Here is a 23,918-nt window from a genome sequence, read left to right as displayed (position 1 = left end):
CTATATTTGGGCACTATAGCAATTAACCATGTTTTCCTCTTTTCAATCTCTTGTAGTTCAAAATAAAGAAATAGTAGCCTTTTATGGTTGGTGGCAGTTTTCGGTGTGCTTATTTGCCTTTCTCTCCTTGTTCGCTATATGGTGGCATATTGGTAAAAAGCAGCACGATTTTGGACAAGTTTGGTTAGCGCTCTCATTGTTATGTTGGAGCATCTCGGGTATTTTAGAAGTATATTATAATCAGCAAGCAGTTGATAATATAATACTAATGGAAGGTTGGCGGAGTATTCTTTCGCTGACCAATAGTCTCCTTATTTTACTAGCCTTACCCTGGTTTCGTTTTCTACCTAAACCACTGGAACCCATCATTAAATCTAAATATTGGCATTTTATCGTTGGGCTTCCCTTTCTGTTTTCTTTGCTACCTACCATTAGTAAAATGTTCTCAGGAAAAACTATTGCCATCATCAGCGAATTGGACGTTTACTATGCCGTAATGACCTTAGGATTTTTAGGTTTTGTCTTGTGGGAATCCTTCGCAAAAAGAAGATTGAAGCTCCTCGCCTGGTTATCTATTATTTGTATTTTCATTACCCTAGTTGCCCAGTTTTATAAACTTACGGACGCATCGGTTAACCTTAACTTGTTCTCTGCAATCTTTAAAACATGCTTAATAATGATATTTTTTGCCTTAGCACTAAGTTGGGTCAAAGAACTATCAGAAAATATATTACCAAAAACTACAGACTTAAAAATCTTTTTTGAAAAAGTGAAAACTGGGCATATGATTAGTATTCAAGGAATGCCAGGTAAGGGCAAACGAAAAATAGACCTCACTCCTACCGTATATAAGCTATTTCTAAAATTTGCCGAGAACCGAAAATTACAGAGCAATGCGTGGTTAGAAATTAGACCTAAAAACTTTGATAGCGGAAAAAGGGTATACGATATCAACGACTACAACGAGATAAAACGCCTGCTAACAGGTATTCTAGACGGACTTTTTGGAAAGGGTAATTGGACCAAGGAACATCATCTTACCCCTTTGAAAAACTCACTTTTTGAAATGTCCGAAAAGCGAGAAAGAAAAATTCGTTTGGCCATTCCTCCGGAGAATATTTCCCTTTAACTAAGACATTAAGCGATCTTTGTCAGTAACTGATCTACTGACATTTATATATTTTTTCTGACTTCCTAGCTTTTAAAAATATAGCAAATGCATTTTGCGGTCAAATTATAAATTATGACCGCTAAGCGTAAACTCTTTCTTGTAGTATTTAATCTAGTCCTATTTCCAGTGCTCTTAAGTGCGCAGTCCAAAGGTTTGGACGAAACAGTAAATGATGCATTCATGCCAATTGCTATTTGGTGGGAAAATCTAGTCTTTACTGAAATTACAATTATGGGTGTAGGTATTCCTATTGTTCTTATTTTTTTACTCTCAGGAGCCTTATTCTTTACTGTTTATTTTGGGTTTATAAATATCAGACATTTTCCTACCGCTATTCAGGTAGTTCGCGGAAAATATGATGACTTGGAAAAAATAGATACTGCCCAAAATTCAGAGTTAGCAAAATCAAATGAAGACCTAAAAGGTACAATTAAGGATGAAAGTGAGCACGGAGAAGTAAATCATTTCCAAGCGCTGGCTACTGCCGTTTCGGGCACTGTTGGTCTAGGCAATATTGCTATGGTTGCAGTTGCCATTTCCTTTGGAGGGCCAGGTGCCACCTTTTGGATGATCGTAGCGGGTGTTCTAGGAATGTCCTCCAAATTTGTGGAATGTACACTAGGTGTAAAATATAGGGATATTGATATCGATGGAAACGTATATGGTGGCCCTATGTACTACTTGTCACAAGGTTTAAAAGAACAAGGGTTTAAAAGATTGGGCAAAGTACTTGCCATCACTTTTGCGGTATTATGTGTAGGTGCATCCTTTGGAGGTGGTAATGCTTTTCAAACCAACCAAGCTGCAGCGCAAATAATAGCACAATTTGGGCTAGAAGGAGCTTCCTCGGGTAGTATAATCGGTTTTGTATTTGCGCTTTGCGTAGGAATCGTGATTATTGGAGGAATTAAACGCATTGCTAAAGTAACTGAAAAAATAGTCCCGCTTATGGCGATTTTATACGTCGGTGCCGCTTTATTCATCATATGCTCCAATTATACTTTTATTGATGATGCATTTGGTCTAATTTTCAGCGAAGCCTTTACGCCAGGAGCAACTATCTCGGGAGGGTTCATAGGAGTTATGATACAAGGTTTTAGAAGGGCGGCATTCTCAAACGAAGCTGGTGCAGGTTCTGCGGCGATAGCACATTCTGCTGTAAACACGAAGTTTGCGGCTTCTGAAGGGCTTGTAGGTTTACTAGAGCCTTTTATAGATACGGTTGTCATTTGTACCATGACCGCACTAGTTATAATCATGTTCAATGAAAACGGTGCCTTTATTTATGGTGATGTTGTAAACGGTCTTGCACTAATGGAAGATGGTTCTAGACTAGGTGGCGTCAATATTACCTCACTTGCCTTTGATACGGCCATTCCGGGATCATCATTTGCACTTGCAATCGCCGTTATTCTATTTGCATTTTCTACTATACTTTCTTGGTCCTATTATGGATTACAGGCATGGAAATTTCTATTTGGGAGAAGTAAAAGAAGTGATTTAGCTTACAAGCTTATTTTCCTGATTTTTACAGTCCTTGGCGCGGCAGTGACGCTAGAAGCAGTTATCAAATTTTCGGAAGCGATGATTCTTGCGTTAGTATTTCCAAACATGATTGGCCTTCTTTTTCTTTTTCCTAAAGTGAAGCGCGAACTGAACAAGTATTTCAACGTTATAAAACTTCAAACCAAATAGAAGATTTAAACAAGACCTGTATTTATCGATACGAATAAGTTCCTTATTTTTAAGAAGTTCGTGGCCGAGTAGTTTCATGGCTTTGAACAAATAATACAAAAATCGACCCAATTAAAAATTAAGGAAAATGATATTACTATTATTAGTGGTAAGTGTTGCTTTAATCATCCTGCTGACTGCCAAACTAAATGTGCACCCATTTTTGGCTCTTTTGCTTGCATCTTTCTTTTTTGCTTTAACCACTGGTATGTCATTTGACCTGATACTTTCTTCCATTGAAGAGGGTTTTGGTGGAACCTTGGGTAAAATTGGTCTCGTCATTTTACTTGGGGTAGTTATAGGGGCTTTTCTAGAAAATACGGGTGGAGCCTATAAAATGGCGGAATTAGTATTGAAATTAATTGGGAAGAAAAATGTTCATGCAGTCATGGGCATCATAGGCTATATTGTATCCATACCCGTTTTTGCAGATAGTGGTTTTATAATTCTAAATCCATTAAATAAGTCTTTGTCCAAAAAAGCCAACCTATCTATAGCGGGGACGGGCGTCGCCCTCATGCTCGGTCTTTTGCTTACACACGTTCTAGTACCGCCCACTCCAGGCCCTATAGCTGCGGCAGGTATCTTAGATGCAGATATAGGTCTTGTGATGCTAGTGGGTTTGGGAGTTAGTCTGTTTGGGCTTATTATCGCTATTATCTTTTCCAAAAAAGTAGCCGGAAAAACATACATAGACCCTAATCCTGAACTTTCACAAGCTGATATTGAAAAAAAAATGGAGGCAGCGCCTAACGCATTCAAGTCTTTTCTACCTATTCTGGCGCCTATTCTATTAATAGTTGGTAAATCTTTGATAGGTTTCTACGCCAACGAAACCCTAGCTAGCACTTTTTTGTTTCAACTAATTTCTTTTATAGGGACTCCGCTTATTGCCTTGATTATTGGAATGCTATTGGCCTTTACACTACCTAAAAAATTAGATAAATCATTATTTTCCGAGTCTGGTTGGGTAGGCAAAGCTTTTCTAAGTGCCTCTACCATACTTTTAATTACAGGAGCTGGAGGTATCTTTGGAAAAATTCTTCAAAATTCTGGTATAGGTGATGTTATCGCTCATTTGTTTGAAGGTGTAAGTATGGGCATTTGGTTACCGTTTCTTTTAACTGCGGCGATAAAGTCTGCCCAAGGTTCCTCTACTGTAGCCTTAATTACTGCGGCCTCTATAATGGCTCCCTTAATGAACGCTATGGGATTTGATACGGAAATTCAAAAAGCACTATTAGTAGTAGCTATAGGAGCGGGCGGTCTGGTGGTATCACACGCAAACGACAGCGCTTTCTGGGTTGTAACACAACTTACCGGTATGGATGTTAAAACTGGTTACAAACTATATAGCCTAGGCACTTTTGTTGTAGGTATCTCTTGTGCCTTATTCATATTTTTATTATCGCTGATACTTTAAATTCAGTAAACTACCTCGGGGTAAGAATACGAGACATTCGTAGGAAACTAACATTTAATTTCGAGGCAAGCTTTAGGATATTATACCCTTTGGCGGTGCCAATTAAAACAAAAGCGTTCACTTTTATAAGTGAACGCTTTTTATGAAATACAAACGGTATCTGTCTAATCAAGAAATTAATTTCCCTTTTTATAGTCCTCTAAAAACTTAGCTAAACCACTATCCGTAAGTGGATGTTTCAATAACCCCTTTATTGCGGACAAAGGACCGGTCATTACATCTGCACCAATTTTAGCGCAATCCAAAATATGCATAACGTGTCTCACCGAAGCGGCAAGTATCTCCGTTTCAAAACCGTAGTTGTCATAAATTAATCTAATATCTGCAATAAGACCTAATCCGTCCGTAGAAATATCGTCCAATCTTCCAATAAACGGGGAAACATAAGTTGCTCCAGCTTTGGCGGCCAATAAGGCTTGTCCTGCAGAAAACACTAGCGTTACATTCGTTTTAATACCCTTATCGGAAAAATATTTACAAGCTTTGACTCCATCGGCAATCATTGGAAGTTTTACAACGATTTGTGGATTCAATGCTGCTAGTTTTTCACCTTCAGCTACCATTCCTTCAAAATCTGTAGAAATAACCTCTGCACTCACATGCCCATCTACTACATCACAGATTTTCTTGTAATGCTCTAAAATATTTTCTGCTCCGGTAACTCCTTCTTTTGCCATTAAAGAAGGATTTGTTGTTACACCGTCTAAAACACCCATATCCTGGGCATCTTTAATATCTTCTAAGTTTGCTGTATCTATAAAAAATTTCATTTCTTATCTTTTTAAATTGCTAATTCTATTTCAAAAACGTTGTTACTTGTTGGTATACTTGCTCTCCTGTAAAACCAAACTTTTCATCTAACACCTTGGCCGGAGCGGAATAACCAAAGTGCTCAAGACCAAAAACTTGACCATTAGGTCCTGCTAAACCTTGTAAATTTACTGGTAAGCCAGCAGTTAAGCCAAAAATAGGTTTGTTAGAAGGTATTACCTTTTCTTGGTATGCCTTTGACTGTTGTCTAAATATCCCTTCTGAAGGAATTGAGGCAATATTCACTTTAAGTCCATTTTTAGCTTCAAGTAATTCTGCTGCATCTACCAAAGTGGCAACTTCAGAACCATTTGCTATAAGAACCACATCTGGGTCATTTACTTCTTGCACCAAATATCCTCCCTTTTCTGCACCTAGGGCATCTTCATAACGGTCGGTTTTAGAGGGTATATCTTGTATGCCTTGTCTAGAAAGTATTAAACCTGTTGGAGTTTTTGAGTTTTCCATGGCCATTTTCCAAGCTACATTGGTCTCTTGTGAATCGGCTGGTCTTAAGGCCACAAAACTTTGTTCGTGACTATGATTCTTTAATTTTTCTAATAATCGTATTTGAGCTTCCTGTTCTATAGGTTGGTGGGTTGGTCCGTCTTCCCCTACCCTAAACGCATCGTGTGTCCATACAAACTTCACCGGGAGTTCCTGAATACAACTTAAACGGATAGCGGGCTTCATATAATCTGAAAATACAAAGAATGTAGCCACTACTGGAATAATGCCACCATGTAAAGCAATACCATTCGCTATTGTGGCCATGGTAAGTTCCGCAACGCCCGCCTGTAAAAAGGCTCCAGAAAAATCACCCTTTTTAAGTACCGTTGTTTTCTTCAAGAAACCATCGGTCTTATCACTGTTTGATAAATCCGCAGAAGAAACTATCATATTCTCTACGTTTTCTGCCAAATATCCCAAAACATTTGAGGAAGCAGCTCTTGTTGCCAAACCTTCCTTGTGTGGGATGTTACCAAAATCTAAGTCAGGCAAATCACCTGACAGAAAACCATCTAGTTTTGAAGCTAATTGTGCATTCGCATTTCTCCACGATTGGATTTCAGCTTTTTTAGCATCAGCAGCCTTTTTCTTCCCAGTTTTTAAGGTTTCATAAAAATCAGAAACCTTTTCATAAATACCAAAAGGATCATTGATATCTGCTCCAAGATTACTCATGGTCTTTTCGTAATCAGCACCCGTATCTCCTATTGGTTTTCCATGTAGTTCGGTATACCCTTCATACATGTCACCGTTAGCTGTTACACAACCTTTTCCCATAATTGTTTCACCAATTATTAGTGTTGGCTTCTCTGTTTCTGCATTAGCATCTCTAAGTGCTTTTCTAATTTGTTCATGGTCATGGCCGTCAATGGTGACTACTTTCCACCCCCAAGCTTCGTACTTTTTTGCAGTATCTTCAGAAGTTACCTCATCTGTTTTAGAGGATAACTGCACATCATTGGAATCGTAGAACATGATAAAGTTATTCAACCCTAAATGACCCGCTATTCTTCCTGCTCCTTGAGATATCTCTTCTTGCACACCTCCATCAGAAATAAAACCATACACTTTATGGTTCATCCAATCACCAAAACGTGCTTGTAAAAATTTTGCTGCAATCGCTGCACCCACACCCATGGTATGTCCTTGTCCTAGAGGACCAGACGTGTTTTCAATACCCCTTGCTACATCTACCTCTGGATGACCGGGAGTAACAGAACCCCATTGTCTAAAATTGGCAATATCATCTTTCTTAAAATTACCAAGGAGGTAATACTGGGCATACATTAAAGAGGATAAATGGCCCGCATCCATAAAGAAACGATCTCTGAAAGCCCAATGCATATCCGATGGGTCGTAATTAAAAAATTCTGAGTACAGAATATGCATATAATCTGCACCACCCATTGGACCGCCTGGATGTCCAGACTTAGCTTTTTCTACCATGGCTATGGCCAAGGCTCTAATATTATCTGCGGCTAGTTGATCTAATTCCTTGTTCATTCTATGAAATTGCTTAAATTTTGATGTGATATTTGAATACTTAATCTATTGAAATCTACATACAAAGATACCTGATTTATAACGCTATAAAAAATTTAAATTGAATATGACCTAAGCTGATAAATATTCAGTTTAAACCTCTTCCCTATTATCCTCAGCACTTTATACCGAAAGGGTTTTCGGAACTAATTTTACGCACTAAAAACAACCTTTTAATTAAACCCAGTTATCGTGTTAATCTCGTTGGATAAATCGCTGAACCTTCGCAATAATCTTTTCAAAAAATACCAGAAAACAATTTATATCTTCCTAGTATACTGAAGCTAATACTGGTTTGTAAAACACTGAATAATTGCACTTTACATATAATATTGAGTAATACAAAAGCCTCAATAGTCGTTAAAATCAAAGCATTACATAACGCTATAGAGGGCTTTAACAACAGCCTTAATTCATTTTACAACAAAAAATTGTGGGTTTAAGAAGGTTCTGCTTTTTTTGAAATAGGGTTAAAACCCGGTTTTCACCAAAGCCACCTAAATGAACCAAAAGTTATTACTACTTACCCTTGCTATAGGGTTTAGTTGTTTAATTAATGCACAACTAAGTGATTTACATTACTTACCACCTTTAAAACAGGGTCAGAACAATGCTGGTATTAGACAACAGGCCGTTTACCTCTCTACACCAGAGCCCGTTACCTTTACGGTTAACGCATACAGGGGAACCAATACTACCCCTGTAGCTACATTTAACATTTCCAATGTAAGCCCTGCGGTTTACAACATGTCTAACGGAGATAATAATATTATTTTAGTGAATAATAGCAACACCGGTGTTGTCTTAAATAATAGCGGACTCCGTTTTGAAGCTCCTAGCGGTAATCGTTTTTATGTAAACTACCGCGGTAGTAGTAGTGCGCAATCGGCTTCCTTGACCTCAAAAGGAAGGGTAGCCATGGGAACACGCTTTAAATGGGGTGGTGTACCAAATAGAGGGGCACATCCTTCCAAATCCAATACCCTTGGTATTATGGCTACCGAGGATAACACTACTATTAATCTTTTTGGATACGACCCTGGTTGTGAGTTTAGAGTAGGTAATAATAGGGCTGGTATTACGGCGAACTCACATCAAATTACACTTAATGCTAATGAATCTTTTGTCTATGAAACATACATTGGCAATGCACCAACACAAGCACACGAAGATGGTTGGATAGGAGCATCTATAGTTTCTGACAAGAATATTGTTATTAGTAATGGATCTATGAATTTTGGTCGCCAAGTTGGTGCATCAAATAGAGACGCAGGAATAGACCAACCCGTACCAGAGAACCGTTTAGGAAAAGAATATGTTTTTGTTCGTGGTAATGGTAACACTAACGGTTGGACAGAATTTCCGCTTTTAATAGCCATATCGGATAATACTCAAATTTTTGTAAATGGCTCCGCAACACCTATTGCAACCATTAATAATGGAGAGTTTTTTGAAATACCTAGCAATCTCTATTCATCTAATACTGTAGGTGCCAATATGCTGGTGCAAACCTCAAAAGATGTTTATGCTTACCAATGTATGGCAGGTGCATCAACGCCTTACACTCAGGGACTTAACTTTGTAGCTCCTGTAAATTGTTTGTTACCTGATGTTATGGATAATATTCCAGACATTAGAAATATGGCTGGCACTACAGTCAGTGGCGGATTAACAATAATTGCCGCCGTTAACACCCCCGATGCAAATATTTCTGTTACAGACGGTAATGGCCCTGTTACCTTGCCTGCATCCAATGCAGTGGCAGGATCAGCAGATTGGAAAACCTTTTACATTCCTAACCTTAGTGGTAATGTAAGTGTACAATCAACAGGCCCCATGGCTGTTGGTTTTTTTGGCTATAATGGAGCTAGAGGTGTCGCCGGTTATTTTTCAGGTTTTGATACTGTACCAGAAGTAACGCTTGAAATAAGAGGTGGATCGGGCTGTTTTGTTGGTTCAGAAATCTTTGAGGCTACCGGTAACTTTGACGCCTACCAATGGTTTGAAGACGGTGTACTAATTCCAGGGGCCAATTCCCCGAGTTACGCCCCTTCCGGAGCAGGAGAATTCTTTGTAAGAGGAACTAAAGGGCCTTGTACCTATGATTCACAATCTATCAATGCGTTGTACTGTGACCCAGATATTGTTGTAGAGAAAACTGTAGATAAGCCTGAAATAATGGAAGGCGAAACTGCTACTTTTACCATAAAGGTTAGAAACTTAGGAGTTGGGCCAGTAACAAATCTTCAAATTACAGACAATATACCTGCGGGGCTATCTTTACTATCCAACTTTACCATTACAGGCAACTGGAGTGGAAACACATGGAATATTGGCACTTTAGACGGTGGTGAAACGGCATTCTTGGAGCTTGAAGTACAGGCAGATGAAATTGACACACTTCCCCTCTTGAGTTTAACAAATACGGCAACAAACAGTCAAGATCAAGTAGATACAAACATTACACAGGACACTCCTTCTGCTCGTATAGTAGTACACAATGATTATGATAACGATGGTGTTAAGGATATTTCTGATTTAGATGATGATAATGACGGTATTTACGATACCGATGAGTGTAACTCGTTAGCAGTAAATATTTCTGGTGGTAACGCTTTTAATGGAACAATAACTCCTACGCAAAACTATCTTGTTTACGATATCTATCAACTGGATAACTCCTTTAACCTAGAAATAAATGGCGTTGATATAGCCAGTGAAATACAGTTTTATGTACCCGGCACAGGTAATCATGTACGTTTTGAAGATGGTTCTGGATACGGTGAGAACGGAATTCCAAACATTTGGACCATTTCAGGAAGTGCTGCAACACCTATTGTAAGAGTAGTAATAAATGAATTAGGCGAATTAAATCTTTACGGGTCTAAATCTAGTAATGGGCCACTTGAACCCTTGTTCTTAAATACTCCTGCTAATAATGTCAATTGGAATACTTCTGGCAATAACACTGTAGTTATTAGTCAAGAAGTGGTGGGACCTACTAATATGGTTGGAAATTTCTTGACCGCCAATTGTGATACCGATGCCGACGGAATTCCTGATCAGTTAGATCTTGATAGTGATGGTGATGGCTGTACCGACGCCAACGAATTTTATAAAGATGAAAATGCTGATGGTGGCGATGGTGGTGAATATGGTGCTGGTGTACCCACAGTGAATGCTTCAAATGGTTCTGTAAACGCAGCATCCTACACACAAGTTTTTGCTCCAGTTATTGAACTTGGTAATACCACTGAAGATTTAGGAGGTACCGATATCAATGGCAATGATGTAAGTCTTGGCCAGACCATAGAATATGTACTGCGTTTTCAAAATACAGGAGATGATAATGCTACAAACTATGTTATAAGAGATGTTTTACCGAATAATATTACCGTAGATAATATTGATATCACCAATGCACCGAGTACGGTGGTCAATCATGATGTCTCAAATGGAATAATTACATTTAAAGTGCCGGATAATTTAGTTGAAGTTGGTGATCCTGAATATAGTATACGGATTACCGTAACAATCGATTTAAATTGTTCAAGTTTCATAAACGCCTGTTCATCACTACTAGAAAATAGCGCGTTTTCTACCTATCAAGGTGTTTTGAACCCTACTGTTTTTTCTGATGAAGTTGGAGGTACAACGGCCACGCCTTGTGCAACTAATCCAGAAATTGCGAGCAATAGTCTATTTAATGATTTAGCCAATTGTAGTCAATCTAGAACCGTGCAACTTTGTGGGGATAATGTTATCCTATCGGCCGGTTCAGGCTTCAACACATACACATGGGCTGTGGACAATAATAACGATGGTCAAATTGATAGTGGTGATACTATAATGAACGATGGCAATCCCGATAATGATAGCAGCACATTACTGGTTACGGCTGTAGGAAATTATATCGTAGAAAAAACATCCAACGGTTCTTGTCCGGATTTAGCTGAACGCATCATAGTTGAGCGCTTTGGGACAACCCAAACCAATCCTATTGTAGACTATTTTAACTCAGTGAACAGTGATATAAATCCAGATAATAATATTCAAGGTGAAATCCTTACCGACTGTACCGATGGAACCACTCAATTTCCAGAAATATTTTTGTGTGGAGCTACTGATACTGCATTATTGCAGATGAATATCTCTGACGGACAACTGTTTTGGGAAAAGTTAGATGAAACAAGCTGTACCGCTCAGCCAGACGACTGTTTGAATAGAAATTTAACATGTATTTGGAATCAAGTGGGTACTGGAAGTGACTATACTGTTGATACCTCTGGTAAATATCGTCTATCCATTACCTATTTAAATGGTTGTGTCAGTCGTTTCTATTTCAATGTATTCAAAAACGATTTAGCCATAGACTACAACACTTCGGATATTCTTTGTGATACTCCTGGCAACATAAGAATCACTAATATAGGAGCGGGTTACGGCTTTCAATTATTAGACGCTACAACAAATAATATTATAATTCCTTTTTCTGCAAATAACGGTCCTAATTTTGACATAGCGGATAACGGTTCCTACAAAGTACAGATAACCCAATTAAACCCTTCCGACAATACACCTATTGCTAACAGTTGTATTTTTGAAACGGAAGACATAGGTATTGTAGAACAATTGTTCGATGTCAATGTCACGACGACACCGGCGGATTGCAATCAATTGGGAACAATTTCTATCTCAGCACTGAACGCACTACCCAATTATAGCTACGAGCTCTATTTAGATGATGGTAGTAATGGTGGAGCAGGCTCTTTGGTCACAAGTGAACTTGCTGTTAATGACAATACTCATACCTTTTTAAATGTAAATCCTGGCAACTATATTGTAGTGACCGACACAAAAGATGGTTGTACCGAATCAAGAGCAATTACGGTAGCGGAAATTCCAGAACTTACCTTAGGTGCCGTGACCGCAGAGAATATTACCTGTACTCCGGGCATAGTGAACTTAACTCCGCAAGGCGGATTACCAAGTCCTAACTACCAGATGGCTATTTGGAGTATCGACGGTGTCACGACATATACCGATGTTACCTCCGTACCAGTTTCAGAATTTCAAACCACGGCAAGTTTTCTTTTTGGTGATACCGGAAATCCGAACAGAGAGGGCGATTATGTTTTTATTGTAAAAGATGATAACGGATGTGATGCGCTTTCAAATAGTGTGCGTGTGGAGGATTTAGGTACCATATCCATTTCAGCATCTGATTCAGGAATTATCTGTGCCGATAGTGCTACCGCATCGTTGACGGTTACCGCAACGGGAGGAAATGCGCCCTATCGATACAGTTTAGATGGCGGAACCACTTATCAAAATACGGATACTTTCTTCAATTTAGCTGCAGGTATTTACACCATCACAGTTATGGATTCCAGTGGTGCTACCGCAACCGGTTGTGTCGAGAATTTTGATTATGAGATTGTACAGCCATTTAGACTAACCGCTTCGGCTACAATTGTCGAAGATGCTTCTTGTAATCCGGCTGGCGCTTTGGTCAAAATAATTAATACTAATGGAGGTCAAGAACCTTATGAGTATAGCATTAACGGTGGAGCATTCAGTAGCGTAAACACTACAAATCTCCTACCAGGAAATCATCAATTTACAGTAAAAGATGCCTTAGGATGTGAATATGACATGGAGTTGACCGTACCAAGCACACCAACAGACCCAAGCTTTACTAATGCTGTTGATTATGCATGCGATGGTCAAGGAACGATAACCGTAACACCTTCGAATACAGCTGATTTTACCTATTCTTACGCTATAAATGGAACAGCGAACGCACCAGTAAATAATAACGTTTTTACTAATGTGGCCTCAGGAACACAAAATATAACAGTTGGTTATTCCAGTAGTATTTCACCTGGTCAAGCAACGCTTTTCTTTGAGAACTTTGGAGCCGGACCTACCACCCAAATCGGTGAAGTTGGTCCTGGTTACTGTTATGAGCCTCAGAACGGTAGTGAAAATACATGTAATCTAGGTCCTGCCGGTATATTGGTAGATGGCGAGTATGCTGTAACCAATAGTGTTACCAATCCAATTCCTGCCTACAGAAATCCTAATGATCATTCTGCTATAGCCAACGGACGTTTCTTCGCCATAAACCCAAGTAATAATTTAGTAGGTACTACAAGTGTTATATGGGAAAGAGAAAATATTGAAGTACTACCGAACAGGGCTATAGAAATCTCTTTATGGGCGTATAATCTTAGGGAAACCGGTTCTGCCGGAAATAATCCAGAAATTCAGATTGAACTTGTAGATGGTGCTGGTACGGTTATAAATAGTACCGTATTTCCAGAAATTCCTAAGAACAATGATTCCGATGATTGGCATAATAGAACTGTCACTTTTAATCCGGGCGCTAATACCAATGTTTCTCTTGTCCTTAGGAGCTTCCAAGCAAGTGATGATGGAAACGAGCTCATTATAGACGATATCCAAGCCACGCAATTACCGGAAATTTGTGAAAAAACAACAACCTTCGCGGTAGTCGTTGAAGACAATAGAGAATTTTCTGCTCGTATTCTAGGGACTACAGACCCGAGCTGTAATGGCGCCTCCGATGGTTCCATACGTTTTGAAGTAGCTAACTTTGACCTTGCCACAGGCTTTGAATATAGTACGGACGGAACAAACTGGACAACTTCTTTGGTATCGCCTACGGTAACAACCGCTAACTTGGCCGATGGCACTTACAATGTAGAAGTGCGTCGAATAAATGACACTTCCTGTGCCGTGGACTTTTCTGCTTCACTGAACGAACCGACCGAAATAACGCCTGCGCTAATTCAAACCGCAGATTTCACTTGTTTCAATACTGGCGGTACCTTGGAAGCTTCTGTAACTGGTGGTTCTCCCGGATATTCGTATCAGTTAGAGGATACATCTACGAGTATTATTACCGCATTTCAATCAAATAGTACATTTCCTAATATTCCAGCCGGAGATTATGTGATAAGAGTTCGTGATCAAAAAGGTTGTGAAGTTGTTTCAACGGTACCCGTTAGCATTGCAGAACCAGAAACCATAGATTTTGATCTTGTCGCTACAGCCTGTTATGATGACTTAAATAATGCAAGCATTACTGCAACAGTAACTACAGGTAATGGAGGATATCAGTTTAGAATAGACGGTGGTCCGTGGAGAACACCTGCCATTGCAACGGATGTTACCTATACATTTACAGGATTATCCAATGGTAGTTATGATATTGAAGTTACGGATGCTTACGGTTGTATCTCTCCTGTAGCATCTATCGCCATACAACCCAACCTCACCGCAACGGTAGATGTTGTAGATATCAGTTCTTGTGCGGATGGTAGTATTACAGTTAACGCAACGGGAGGAGACGGAAATTTTGTCTACGCATTTATGCCTACGGGAAATATTCCTGTGCCTGGAGATTTCGGTGCTTCCAATACTTTTGCCGTTACTACAGGTAACGATGGAGATTACGACGTCTATGTATGGGATAATAATGGAATAGACCCGCATTGCCAGTCCATGACCACGGAGACTGTTGAACCTGCTGTTACCTTGGCATACACGGTAACCCCTACAGCTCCCGAATGTCATGACGGACCAGGTTCCATTGCAGTGAACATCACCGCTGGCGATAGCCCGTATACTATCGAAATTATTGATTTGGATAATGGCGGGGCGTCTAACCAGACCAACACTAATGTGGTAGCTACCACGCAGAACTACTTTAATCTAGGTACGGGAAATTATACCGTTATCGTAACCGATGCAAACGGTTGTGACCGTACAGAAACACCTGTTACCATCACCAACCCTGACGAACTTACAGCGGACATTGTGGCCATCCTACCAGCAAACTGTGATCCTGATCCAAATTTATATGGTTTTGAGTTTGACAATTACCCAACGAGTTTAGGTACTTTGGAATTTAGTGCCGATGGTGGGTCTAACTGGCAGTCCGGAGATACCTTTGTTGGAGCCGCATATGCTTCTGGAAATGAAGTAGAGCCTTCCATAAGAGTTGTCGGAACCAACTGTCAGACCGATTTACCAAGATATACCATTCCTTATCCCCTAGACGATTTAGGCATTGACATTTCGGCCATAGTTGTAGATTGTAACGATCTTCAGGTTACCGTTCAAGGTACGGAAGGCCTTGCTCCATATGAATATACCTATACGGATAATCCAGTAGGGTTTGACCCAAATGATGTGACTACAGTATGGACTACCGCGACGCCAGGAAACCATGTATTTACAGGATTAACACCTGGACGAACTTATGTTTTTTATGTTCGCGATGCTAGTCCTTGTATAAGACAGAGCAGTGTAAATGTAAATGATTTAGCCCCACCTCCAGTTCAGATTGATGGTGATACCTTACCAACTTGTGACGGCTTAAGCATAGGACAATTGACCTACACAGTTACCGAAAACAACTTAGGAGAATTAGGAGGTACATTTGACTGGGATTTATACCGTGTTTCAAATACTTCGGCAGTTGCCCCTACCCTAGTTACCTCTGGTACCGTGGCGACCTTTACTTCTGGCGATTCCTTTACCGTACCGACCCCAGCAAGTTTGACAGCGGGAGATTATTTTATCGAAATAAGTGGAGCTGCGCCTAATAATTGTGCTATTGGAAGTGAAAATTTACGTTTAGAGCAGCTAGACCCCATCACTTTTGACCCCATTGTACGCTCGCATATTACCTGCGCCAATCCAGGACTGGTAGAAATCCAGAACCCACAAGGTGGTGGTGGAACGTACACCTACACCTTAAGTAGCACCAATTTTATTGCGGATATCGTAACAACCGATATTATGGTCGAAGTACCTATTGTAAACTTGATTGATGTAACGGCAACACCTTTCGATGTCTTCGTTGAGATTGCAGACCAGTTTAGTTGTCCTGTGACGACTCTACCATCGCATACGGTTTCTATGGATATCTCTCAAAGTCCTACAATTTCCAGCGTGACTACATCAAATTGTGCAACGCCATTTGGAATAACCGTAAACGCAAGTGGGGGCAGTGGACCTTACCTGTATTCTATTAACGGGGGAACAAATTATCTTGATAACGGAGGTGTATTCAATAATGTAGCAATAGGCTCTTATACGATTTCCATCTTAGATGCAAACGGTTGTACCGCCACGGATACTGCAGAAATATATCCTACTTTACAAGCTACGGCAGTTCAGACAAAGGCTTTGGACTGTAGTGTAGTCTCCGCCCCTAACCCTTATGGGACAGACGCTGTTATCACTATTGAAGCTAGCAATGGCTCCGGTTCTTACGACTACGAAATTACCGGGCCGGAAAACGAAACAAGAACTGCATTGACCTCACCGGAAGAATGGACAACTTCTACGCCGGGAACGTATACGGTGTCGGTTTATGACAATAATAGACCAACGTGTCCCGCAAGGACCTTTACGGTAGATGTACCGGATATCATTAATCCAAACTTTACCTATACTCCTTCGGACGTGACCTGTTTCGGAAGTTCAGATGGTAGCATTAGCATCTCAGAAATAAACAATGGAAACAATCCATTAAATTATACGCTAAGTCCTAATGTATCTCCTTTCAATACAAGTACCAATTCATTTGAAAACCTTCCACAAGGAACTTATGAAATTATCGCAACGGGCCCTAATGGGTGTACAACAACTAAGAGTAATATTCCCCTGAACGAACCGCTGAACATTGTGTTTGACCTTCCAACAGTTACACCATTTGGATGCGCTAGCGATAATACGACCAATAATGCCGTACTTACGCTAGACGACAGTAGTATTGTAGGTGGTTCAGGAAACTATGTCCGTTTTGAATTTGAGGACGACGTGAGTGGAACTATACTACAAAACGGAAGTGAAGCTAATTATATCCATACGGATTTTGCCGGCGCAGATATTATAGTAAGAGTTTATGATGATAAGGGTTGTACAGGAGAAGTAACCGTTACGGTTCCCGCCTACGACCAATTAAACACAGCTACCGTTCATATTGATGAAGCTATAAGCTGTACTAACTTAGGCGAAGATATTACTATTGAGGTAACTGGAAGCCTTTCAAATTACAGCACCAACCCCGGAAATTATGACTTTAGAATAGTCCCAGGCGGCGTTGCCCAGGCTTCTAATGCATTTACGGATTTACAACCTGGCAATTATGCTATCGCAGCTAGAAATATAAATACAGGTTGCGAAATAATAGTAAACCATGCTGTTGCAGAACCAAATACGTTCGATTTAAGTGTGGAAAAGCTTTCAGATGCTATTTGTTTTGGTGATGACGGAAGTATTAGACTTAGCATAACCGATGTAACCTATACTGCAGGTTTCTCTTGGAGTATCTATAATACAAACGGAACACCAGCAGACCGTTCAGACGATGGTACTGCCGTACTATCAGGAACCTCTACAAATCTGGGACCTACAGCGGCAATCAATGTTGCTGCAGGCAACTATCTAGTGGAGGTAACACAAGATGCTTTACCAAATTGTGGACAAGTAAGGTCATTTACAATTGCAGCACCAAGTGCTCCAATAACTCTTGAACCAATAAATTTGGCAGATGTAGGTTGTACCAACGATCAAGGAAGTGCAGCAATAAATCCATTAGGCGGGCAAGCTCCGTATGATATTACGCTGACACATAATGCGAGTGGCACTTCGACAACTATTACGGGAGTAAATTCGCATCTGTTTTCCAACTTAGGCGCTGGTCAGTATAATATAAGTATTACGGACGCATTAGGCTGCCCTAGTACTTTTACTAATGCGTTTGAACTATTGGTTCCGGATGCAATTACAGGTAATGTGTCCTCAACTCCTCTGGTATGCCAAGGAGATACGGATGCTACACTATCTTTCAGTTTAAATCCTAGAAACGTGAGTTCAACCTATAGCTATATATTAAATAGTTTGGACGATGCCGTTGGCACTACCCTCCTAAGCAGTAGTGCTGCACAAAATGGACAAACTTTTAACAATTTGAGTTCTGGCTTTTATAACATCACCGTTATAGATGATATGGGATGTACATACGATTCGGCAGTAGTTGAAATTGTTGAACCCACACAGTCTACTGGAATGCTTATTACGACTCAGACACTAACCTGTCTTTCTGGTGCAGAATTAGAGTTAAGAGCATTAGGAGGTACAGCACCTTATAGGTGGAGCTCTGATGGTTCCTCATTTAATGTTATGAACGAAATAAACGGTCCTAATACGCATTTATTTCAGAATGTTAATGCCGGACCATACCAATACTATATTCAAGACAGTTATAATTGTATCTCCGTAATTTCAAATGAAATTATTGTTAACCCTGTTGAAGATTTAACTATAGCACTGGACACCTCAGCAGCTGTAATCAACTGTAACGGAGATAGCACAGCCCTAATTTTTGCTACTGCAAATGGTGGTCTTGGAGACTATAGTTATGGCCTATTTGCCGATCAAGGGTTGACTTCCGAAATTAGACCCTATCAAACTTCTGGCACTTTTGCCGACCTACCACAGGGAACCTATTATGTTAGCGTAGAAAGTGAAGATTGTCAAACCACGTCAGAGGTAGTTACCATAGACGAACCAACTCCTTTAACAGTAGTACCTGCAATTACGGATATCACTTGTCATGATGCCAATGACGGTAGTATTTCATTGGATGTACAGGGTGGTACTGGAGATTATCAATATGCTATTTCTCCAAATCTAAATCAGTTTGATGATGAAAGTAGTTTCTATGACTTAGCTCCCGGTGATTATACCGTTATAGCACAAGATACCAATGGATGTTTTGAAATTGTTGAATTTACCATTACAGAACCAGAAGTTTTAGAAATGAATCTAAGTACAACTCCAGAGATTTGCGCTGGTGACGAAGATGGTTCTATAACAGTAGATATAATGGGCGGAACAGCACCATACAGCACGAGTATTAACTCGAATAGTGATGACGATTTTGTCGAAGGTAGGCTAACCTTTGATGCTTTAGCTGGAGATACCTATCTCATATTCGTAAAGGATGCTATGGGCTGCATCGTAAATCAAACCATAACTGTAGAAAATGGAGCGAACCTTAGCGCAGAAACTGAAGTAATCTATGAATGTGCTGGCGATACCCCTACAAATAGGGTGGTGGTTTCGCTTGAGGACGAATCCATAGCCTCCGAAGTATTATATGGTTTGGATACAGATGACCCTAATGCATTTGTTCTTGAATCGACTTTTGAGAATTTGGCTCCAGGCATACATTTTATTACCATAGCACATGCTAATGGATGTGTAAATACAGTCGAGTTTGAAATAGAAGAATTTGAACCTTTAGCACTAACAGCGGTACAACAAAATCTTAATGAGATTACAGCTGTTGCAACAGGAGGTAAAGAGGGATATACGTTCTATTTTGATGGTACCGATAATGGAGACAAGAATACATTTTATATTACTAGGACAGATACCTATACCGTTCGTGTGGTGGATGAAAATGGTTGTGAAATGACCACATCAATATTTATGGAATTTATAGATATTGAAATACCCAATTTCTTTACCCCGGATGGTGATGGTCAAAACGACCTTTGGTTGCCTCGGAATATAGCTCAATTTCCTCAAATCTGGATCAATGTCTTTGATAGGTACGGCCGTTTGGTCTATCGTTTAGAAGATAGTCCAGAAGGATGGGACGGATTCTATCAAGAGAATACGCTACCTACAGGAGATTATTGGTATATAATTAAACTCAACGGAGCTGAAGATACCCGTGAATTCGTGGGGCACTTTACACTGTACAGATAAAACTTATAGACATACCAAGGAGAACCTCAATTGATTTTATAGTCTATTGAGGTTCTTTATATTTTATTTCAAAATTTAAATAATCCTAATAAACCCTCCTTGCAAATTGTTAGGTAAAGGCTAACGCATTCCCACTTATTGTTTTCAAACGTTTGCACAAAATAAATTTGTGACGCATTTGAAAACAAAAAGTGATTTGCAAATGCAAATCACTTTTCAATTCAGTCGGGATGACAGAACTAATTCTATTATTATAACTTGTTAACTTACAGTATTTTAATGATGCTTTTCTAAATGATTAACCGAATTCTAAACTCGATTCAAAATGGCACATTTAGAAGCAAATTTTATACGTCTTTTGCTAAGGAAATTTAAGCAATTATTCAATACCAAAAAATCACTAATTCATATAATCTTGCCATGTGACCAAAACGTATTTTTCTTTTCCGTTATCGTTCTTAGTCAAAAATCCATACTCGTAGACAAAAAGATATATCTCTCCTTTTTTGTTCTTCCAATAATGTGTGAAAAATTTAGGATCAAAGCCTTCTTCAATCAGTTTAGATTTTCGAAGTGTTGTAAAACCAGATTTGTTGTGTTTCTTTAATATTTTCCTATTGGTTCTAAGTTGTCTTTCTACCATAAAATAGAACGCTTCGGTTTCTTGCCGTTTTTCATATTGGTCAATTGATTTGCATTTTGTGCTACAAAATATTTTATCTGTTCGACCTTTTACTTGAGAACTGCAAATTGGACATTTTTTTGTGCTCATAAAACTACTAGTAGATTATACTTATAATATACTACTTAATTCATAAAACCTAGTTAGCATTGTATTATGAATTCCATGAAATCAATTACGCTTTATCATTTGATGATTAAAAATCAAAAGATGATCGGTATAAAATTTTCTCCCGATCGACTAATACAAAGTTTGATTAAGGGGCTTCCTAACCCCAAATGGAGCCAACAATATAACATGGCATATATTGAAAACACAAAAGAAAATCTTGGCATTATATTCAATACATTCAAGGGCGTGGCATGGATTAATTACAATCGATTCTTAACCAATAAACCTGTTAACACCCACAATGAAAACATTGATGTTGAGTGGTTTAGAAAAAGAAAGACTACTCCTGAATACAGAGTCTGCCCAGAAGAATATCTATTAAAATTGGAATTGAAAAAGTATGCCAATAACACAGTCAGAACCTATGTTTCATTTTTTGAAATGTTCATAAACTATTACAAAGAAAAAGAGTTGAGTGCAATTAACGAAAGTGATATCAGAAGTTTCCTCCAAACACTTGTACAACGGAAAGTTTCCAATTCATACTTAAATCAGGCAATTAACGCCATTAAGTTTTACTACGAGGTTGTATTGGGTATGCCAAATCGTTACTATGAAATTGAACGACCAAGAAAAGAATCGAAACTTCCTAAAGTGATATCAAAGGAAGAAGTACTTTCTATCATCAAAAACACGAACAATATAAAACATAGATGTATCGTAGAACTACTATACAGTGCTGGTCTTCGTCGAAGTGAACTTCTAAACCTGAAAATAGATGATATAGATAGCAAGAGAATGTTGGTTATGGTTAAAGGTGGCAAAGGAAAAAAGGACAGGCAAACACTATTATCAAAATCTACCTTGGAGGACTTGCGTATTTATTTTAAAGAATGGAAACCACAAGAATATCTATTTGAAGGAAGGAAGGCATCTAAATATGGAGCTGAAAGTGTATTGAACATAGTTAAACGAGCAGCGGTCAAAGCAGGAATAAGACAAACAGTGACCCCACATGTTCTTCGGCATAGTTTTGCGACACACCTACTGGAATCAGGTGTTGACCTAAGACAAATTCAGGTGCTTCTTGGGCATGGTTCAAGTAAAACAACGGAGATATACACCCATGTAGCGACCCATACTTTCAAAGACATTAAAAATCCCTTAGATTAGTATTTCTAAAATAGGAATATAGTAACTTGTTACTATACACAATTGTTGTACAACATTTAACCAAACAAGGGAGTATGAACCGAAATGAAAAATACGAATTGGATTTTCAAAGATTTGTAAATAGGTATAAAGGAATTTCTATAAATGAAATAATAACGTCTATTCAGTCTAAATCAAATTATGAGCCAAACGATTTGTTATTTATGGAAGTAATAAAGGATGGAAATATTGAAAATAGAAGTGTTGGGCATTTGGTACGAGCCGAGAAAATTATATTAGGACTTATTACTTATTCAAATCAGGACGATGGATTGATGGAGATTCTAAAAAAGATTCAGCTTGGTCTAAAAAAGTAGATAATTCTAATTCTAACTTAATGGCTTTATCTTTAGTTATAAAATCGTGAATATGTGGAAAAGTATAGAGATTAACAATTGAGGATTTAATTATTAATTCAGGAAGAATTTTATGTATCAATGTTTTGTGCATTTTAGCAATTCTCATTGAAGGAGTTTGAAATTCAAAATTATCATCAGATGGACTTTTATCACTCATAACGGAATAAAAAATTTGTATAATTAATATTTAAAATAAATTATAATGGAATATTATATAAAAACTAAAACATTAGAAAAACCAATAGAATTAGAATTTAGCACAAACAAAGGGGATAAAATTCATTTAGATGGTTATGACTACACTATACAGAATATACGAATAGTCGAACCGAATAAAGGAATCATCTTCCTTGAATGTAATGATAAATCAAAGAACAAAAAATCATACGTCAGAACTACCCCTAGAGATAGAATCTAATTTTTCATTTATTTCCAATAAAAATCTTTCGGCATTATCAATAAGCCTTTTAGCTGACCCCTTATAAGATAATAAGACTGATTTTTTAGGCATTACATAATTTTCAGGAATATTACCTATTTCTGGAAACTTAAAATCTGAAATTGAAATTATCGAATCAACTGGAGTAATCTTCATATAAAACGTTGTACAACAAGGGCTATAATTCATTGCTAGATATGTCCAGACTTAAAACTATCGCTCTTTGTTAATGTATATGCGTGTTTCTCGTAACATTGGCTATGAACACGCAACCAATCATAGCCTAAGCCGTTGTCATTAATTTTGAAGTTCTTGCCAAAGTTGAATTTTTTAATAATAGTTAATAGTATTAAAATTGAATACTGCGAATGGACTTCTTACTCAAGCGTAATCTGAACGTAGATGGACTTTTGAGCAAGTTTTCGCAAATGGAATTTCCAATCTGAATGCTATAAAAATATATTCGTGAACAACCAGAAAATAACTCAATCTGAAAAAATCAAAATATTCCTAAATGAATACTATTTTGGTTATGGAACTTATTACTCAATTTTAAGAATTGTAGCGGGTCCATTAATTCTGATAATGGGTTTCTATATGTATATGAATGGCAATTCTAAACCTGGAATAAGCTACTCTGGTTTTATGATGTTTTTCGGAGTATATTATTTACTAAAACCCTTCATAACCATTTTAACTCAAAAGGCTTGGTTCAAAAATTTTGACCATAATTACCATATTGAATCTGACAAAATCATAATACAATCTGGAAAGAGTAAATCTGAACTGGATTACTCTGAATTGGAAAAGGTTCTAAAAAGAAAAACATATTTTGTGTTAAAGACAAAATCAAAACAAGGAATATATCTGCCTATTAAAAATTTAGAAACTGATGAGATTGATATTCTAAGCAGACTAAAGAAAAACTAATGACAACAAAACCTATAAACAATACGGGTTTCGGGTTTGTTCGCAGGGTTTGCGTATTTTTATGATGTCCGCAAAATCTTTGGGATTTTGCTTTAAACAAGGAAAAGAAAAAACAA

At 38.4% G+C, this 23,918-nt stretch carries 11 protein-coding genes; 7 read left to right on the top strand and 4 right to left on the bottom strand.

From position 1 onward, the window contains the following. Window positions 1-28 precede the first annotated feature (28 nt). The 3 genes from SJY09_RS02735 (at window position 29) to SJY09_RS02725 (ending at window position 4,328) form a co-directional block, all read left to right on the top strand. A complete protein-coding gene (locus SJY09_RS02735) occupies window positions 29-1,129 on the top strand; it encodes a hypothetical protein (RefSeq protein ID WP_396637425.1) in 1,101 nt (366 codons plus the stop codon). 114 nt (window positions 1,130-1,243) lie between these two features. Next, window positions 1,244-2,866, top strand: a complete 1,623-nt coding sequence (locus SJY09_RS02730) for an alanine/glycine:cation symporter family protein (protein WP_396637424.1) — start codon at window positions 1,244-1,246, stop codon at window positions 2,864-2,866. Window positions 2,867-2,993: 127 nt separating this feature from the next. Further along, complete coding sequence (locus SJY09_RS02725) at window positions 2,994-4,328, top strand: GntP family permease (protein ID WP_396637423.1); 1,335 nt, start codon at window positions 2,994-2,996, stop codon at window positions 4,326-4,328. A gap of 176 nt (window positions 4,329-4,504) precedes the next feature. On the opposite strand, the gene fsa is transcribed toward SJY09_RS02725, so the two are convergent. Beyond that, window positions 4,505-5,158, bottom strand: a complete 654-nt coding sequence (gene fsa, locus SJY09_RS02720; RefSeq protein ID WP_396637422.1) for a fructose-6-phosphate aldolase — start codon at window positions 5,156-5,158, stop codon at window positions 4,505-4,507. 25 nt (window positions 5,159-5,183) lie between these two features. Then, entirely contained in the window at window positions 5,184-7,211 is a 2,028-nt protein-coding gene (locus SJY09_RS02715; RefSeq protein ID WP_396637421.1) for a transketolase family protein, read from the bottom strand. 540 nt (window positions 7,212-7,751) lie between these two features. On the opposite strand from SJY09_RS02715, the gene SJY09_RS02710 reads away from it, so the two are divergent. Then, a complete protein-coding gene (locus SJY09_RS02710; protein WP_396637420.1) occupies window positions 7,752-20,069 on the top strand; it encodes a T9SS type B sorting domain-containing protein in 12,318 nt (4,105 codons plus the stop codon). A 400-nt stretch (window positions 20,070-20,469) separates the two neighbouring features. Here the strand turns inward: SJY09_RS02710 and SJY09_RS02705 are convergent, their stop codons facing one another. Next, complete coding sequence (locus SJY09_RS02705) at window positions 20,470-20,841, bottom strand: hypothetical protein (RefSeq protein ID WP_396637419.1); 372 nt, start codon at window positions 20,839-20,841, stop codon at window positions 20,470-20,472. A gap of 102 nt (window positions 20,842-20,943) precedes the next feature. Here SJY09_RS02705 and xerA point away from each other — a divergent pair, with 102 nt between their 5' ends. Both xerA and SJY09_RS02695 read left to right on the top strand, forming a co-directional pair. Continuing rightward, entirely contained in the window at window positions 20,944-22,035 is a 1,092-nt protein-coding gene (xerA, locus tag SJY09_RS02700; RefSeq protein ID WP_396638590.1) for a site-specific tyrosine recombinase/integron integrase, read from the top strand. A gap of 74 nt (window positions 22,036-22,109) precedes the next feature. Next, window positions 22,110-22,391, top strand: a complete 282-nt coding sequence (locus SJY09_RS02695; protein ID WP_396637418.1) for a hypothetical protein — start codon at window positions 22,110-22,112, stop codon at window positions 22,389-22,391. A 424-nt stretch (window positions 22,392-22,815) separates the two neighbouring features. Here SJY09_RS02695 and SJY09_RS02690 read toward each other — a convergent pair whose 3' ends face one another. Next, entirely contained in the window at window positions 22,816-23,028 is a 213-nt protein-coding gene (locus tag SJY09_RS02690) for a hypothetical protein (RefSeq protein ID WP_396637417.1), read from the bottom strand. A 309-nt stretch (window positions 23,029-23,337) separates the two neighbouring features. Between SJY09_RS02690 and SJY09_RS02685 the strand changes: the two genes are divergently transcribed. Beyond that, complete coding sequence (locus SJY09_RS02685) at window positions 23,338-23,802, top strand: YcxB family protein (protein WP_396637399.1); 465 nt, start codon at window positions 23,338-23,340, stop codon at window positions 23,800-23,802. The last annotated feature ends 116 nt before the right edge of the window (window positions 23,803-23,918 follow it).

This window comes from Maribacter sp. R77961, assembly GCF_044594925.1.
Taxonomy (GTDB): domain Bacteria; phylum Bacteroidota; class Bacteroidia; order Flavobacteriales; family Flavobacteriaceae; genus Maribacter.
Note: the sequence above shows the minus strand (reverse complement) of the source record. Positions and strands in the feature narration are given on the sequence as shown.

What these genes read in the sequence shown, in the direction of transcription:
- SJY09_RS02715 (WP_396637421.1), bottom strand. Translation starts at nt 7,211, where the DNA reads ATGAACAAGGAATTAGATCAACTAGCCGCAGATAATATTAGAGCCTTG.
- SJY09_RS02725 (WP_396637423.1), top strand. Translation starts at nt 2,994, where the DNA reads ATGATATTACTATTATTAGTGGTAAGTGTTGCTTTAATCATCCTGCTG.
- SJY09_RS02690 (WP_396637417.1), bottom strand. Translation starts at nt 23,028, where the DNA reads ATGAAGATTACTCCAGTTGATTCGATAATTTCAATTTCAGATTTTAAG.
- SJY09_RS02735 (WP_396637425.1), top strand. Translation starts at nt 29, where the DNA reads ATGTTTTCCTCTTTTCAATCTCTTGTAGTTCAAAATAAAGAAATAGTA.
- SJY09_RS02695 (WP_396637418.1), top strand. Translation starts at nt 22,110, where the DNA reads ATGAACCGAAATGAAAAATACGAATTGGATTTTCAAAGATTTGTAAAT.
- fsa (WP_396637422.1), bottom strand. Translation starts at nt 5,158, where the DNA reads ATGAAATTTTTTATAGATACAGCAAACTTAGAAGATATTAAAGATGCC.
- SJY09_RS02730 (WP_396637424.1), top strand. Translation starts at nt 1,244, where the DNA reads ATGACCGCTAAGCGTAAACTCTTTCTTGTAGTATTTAATCTAGTCCTA.
- xerA (WP_396638590.1), top strand. Translation starts at nt 20,944, where the DNA reads ATGATTAAAAATCAAAAGATGATCGGTATAAAATTTTCTCCCGATCGA.
- SJY09_RS02710 (WP_396637420.1), top strand. Translation starts at nt 7,752, where the DNA reads ATGAACCAAAAGTTATTACTACTTACCCTTGCTATAGGGTTTAGTTGT.
- SJY09_RS02705 (WP_396637419.1), bottom strand. Translation starts at nt 20,841, where the DNA reads ATGAGCACAAAAAAATGTCCAATTTGCAGTTCTCAAGTAAAAGGTCGA.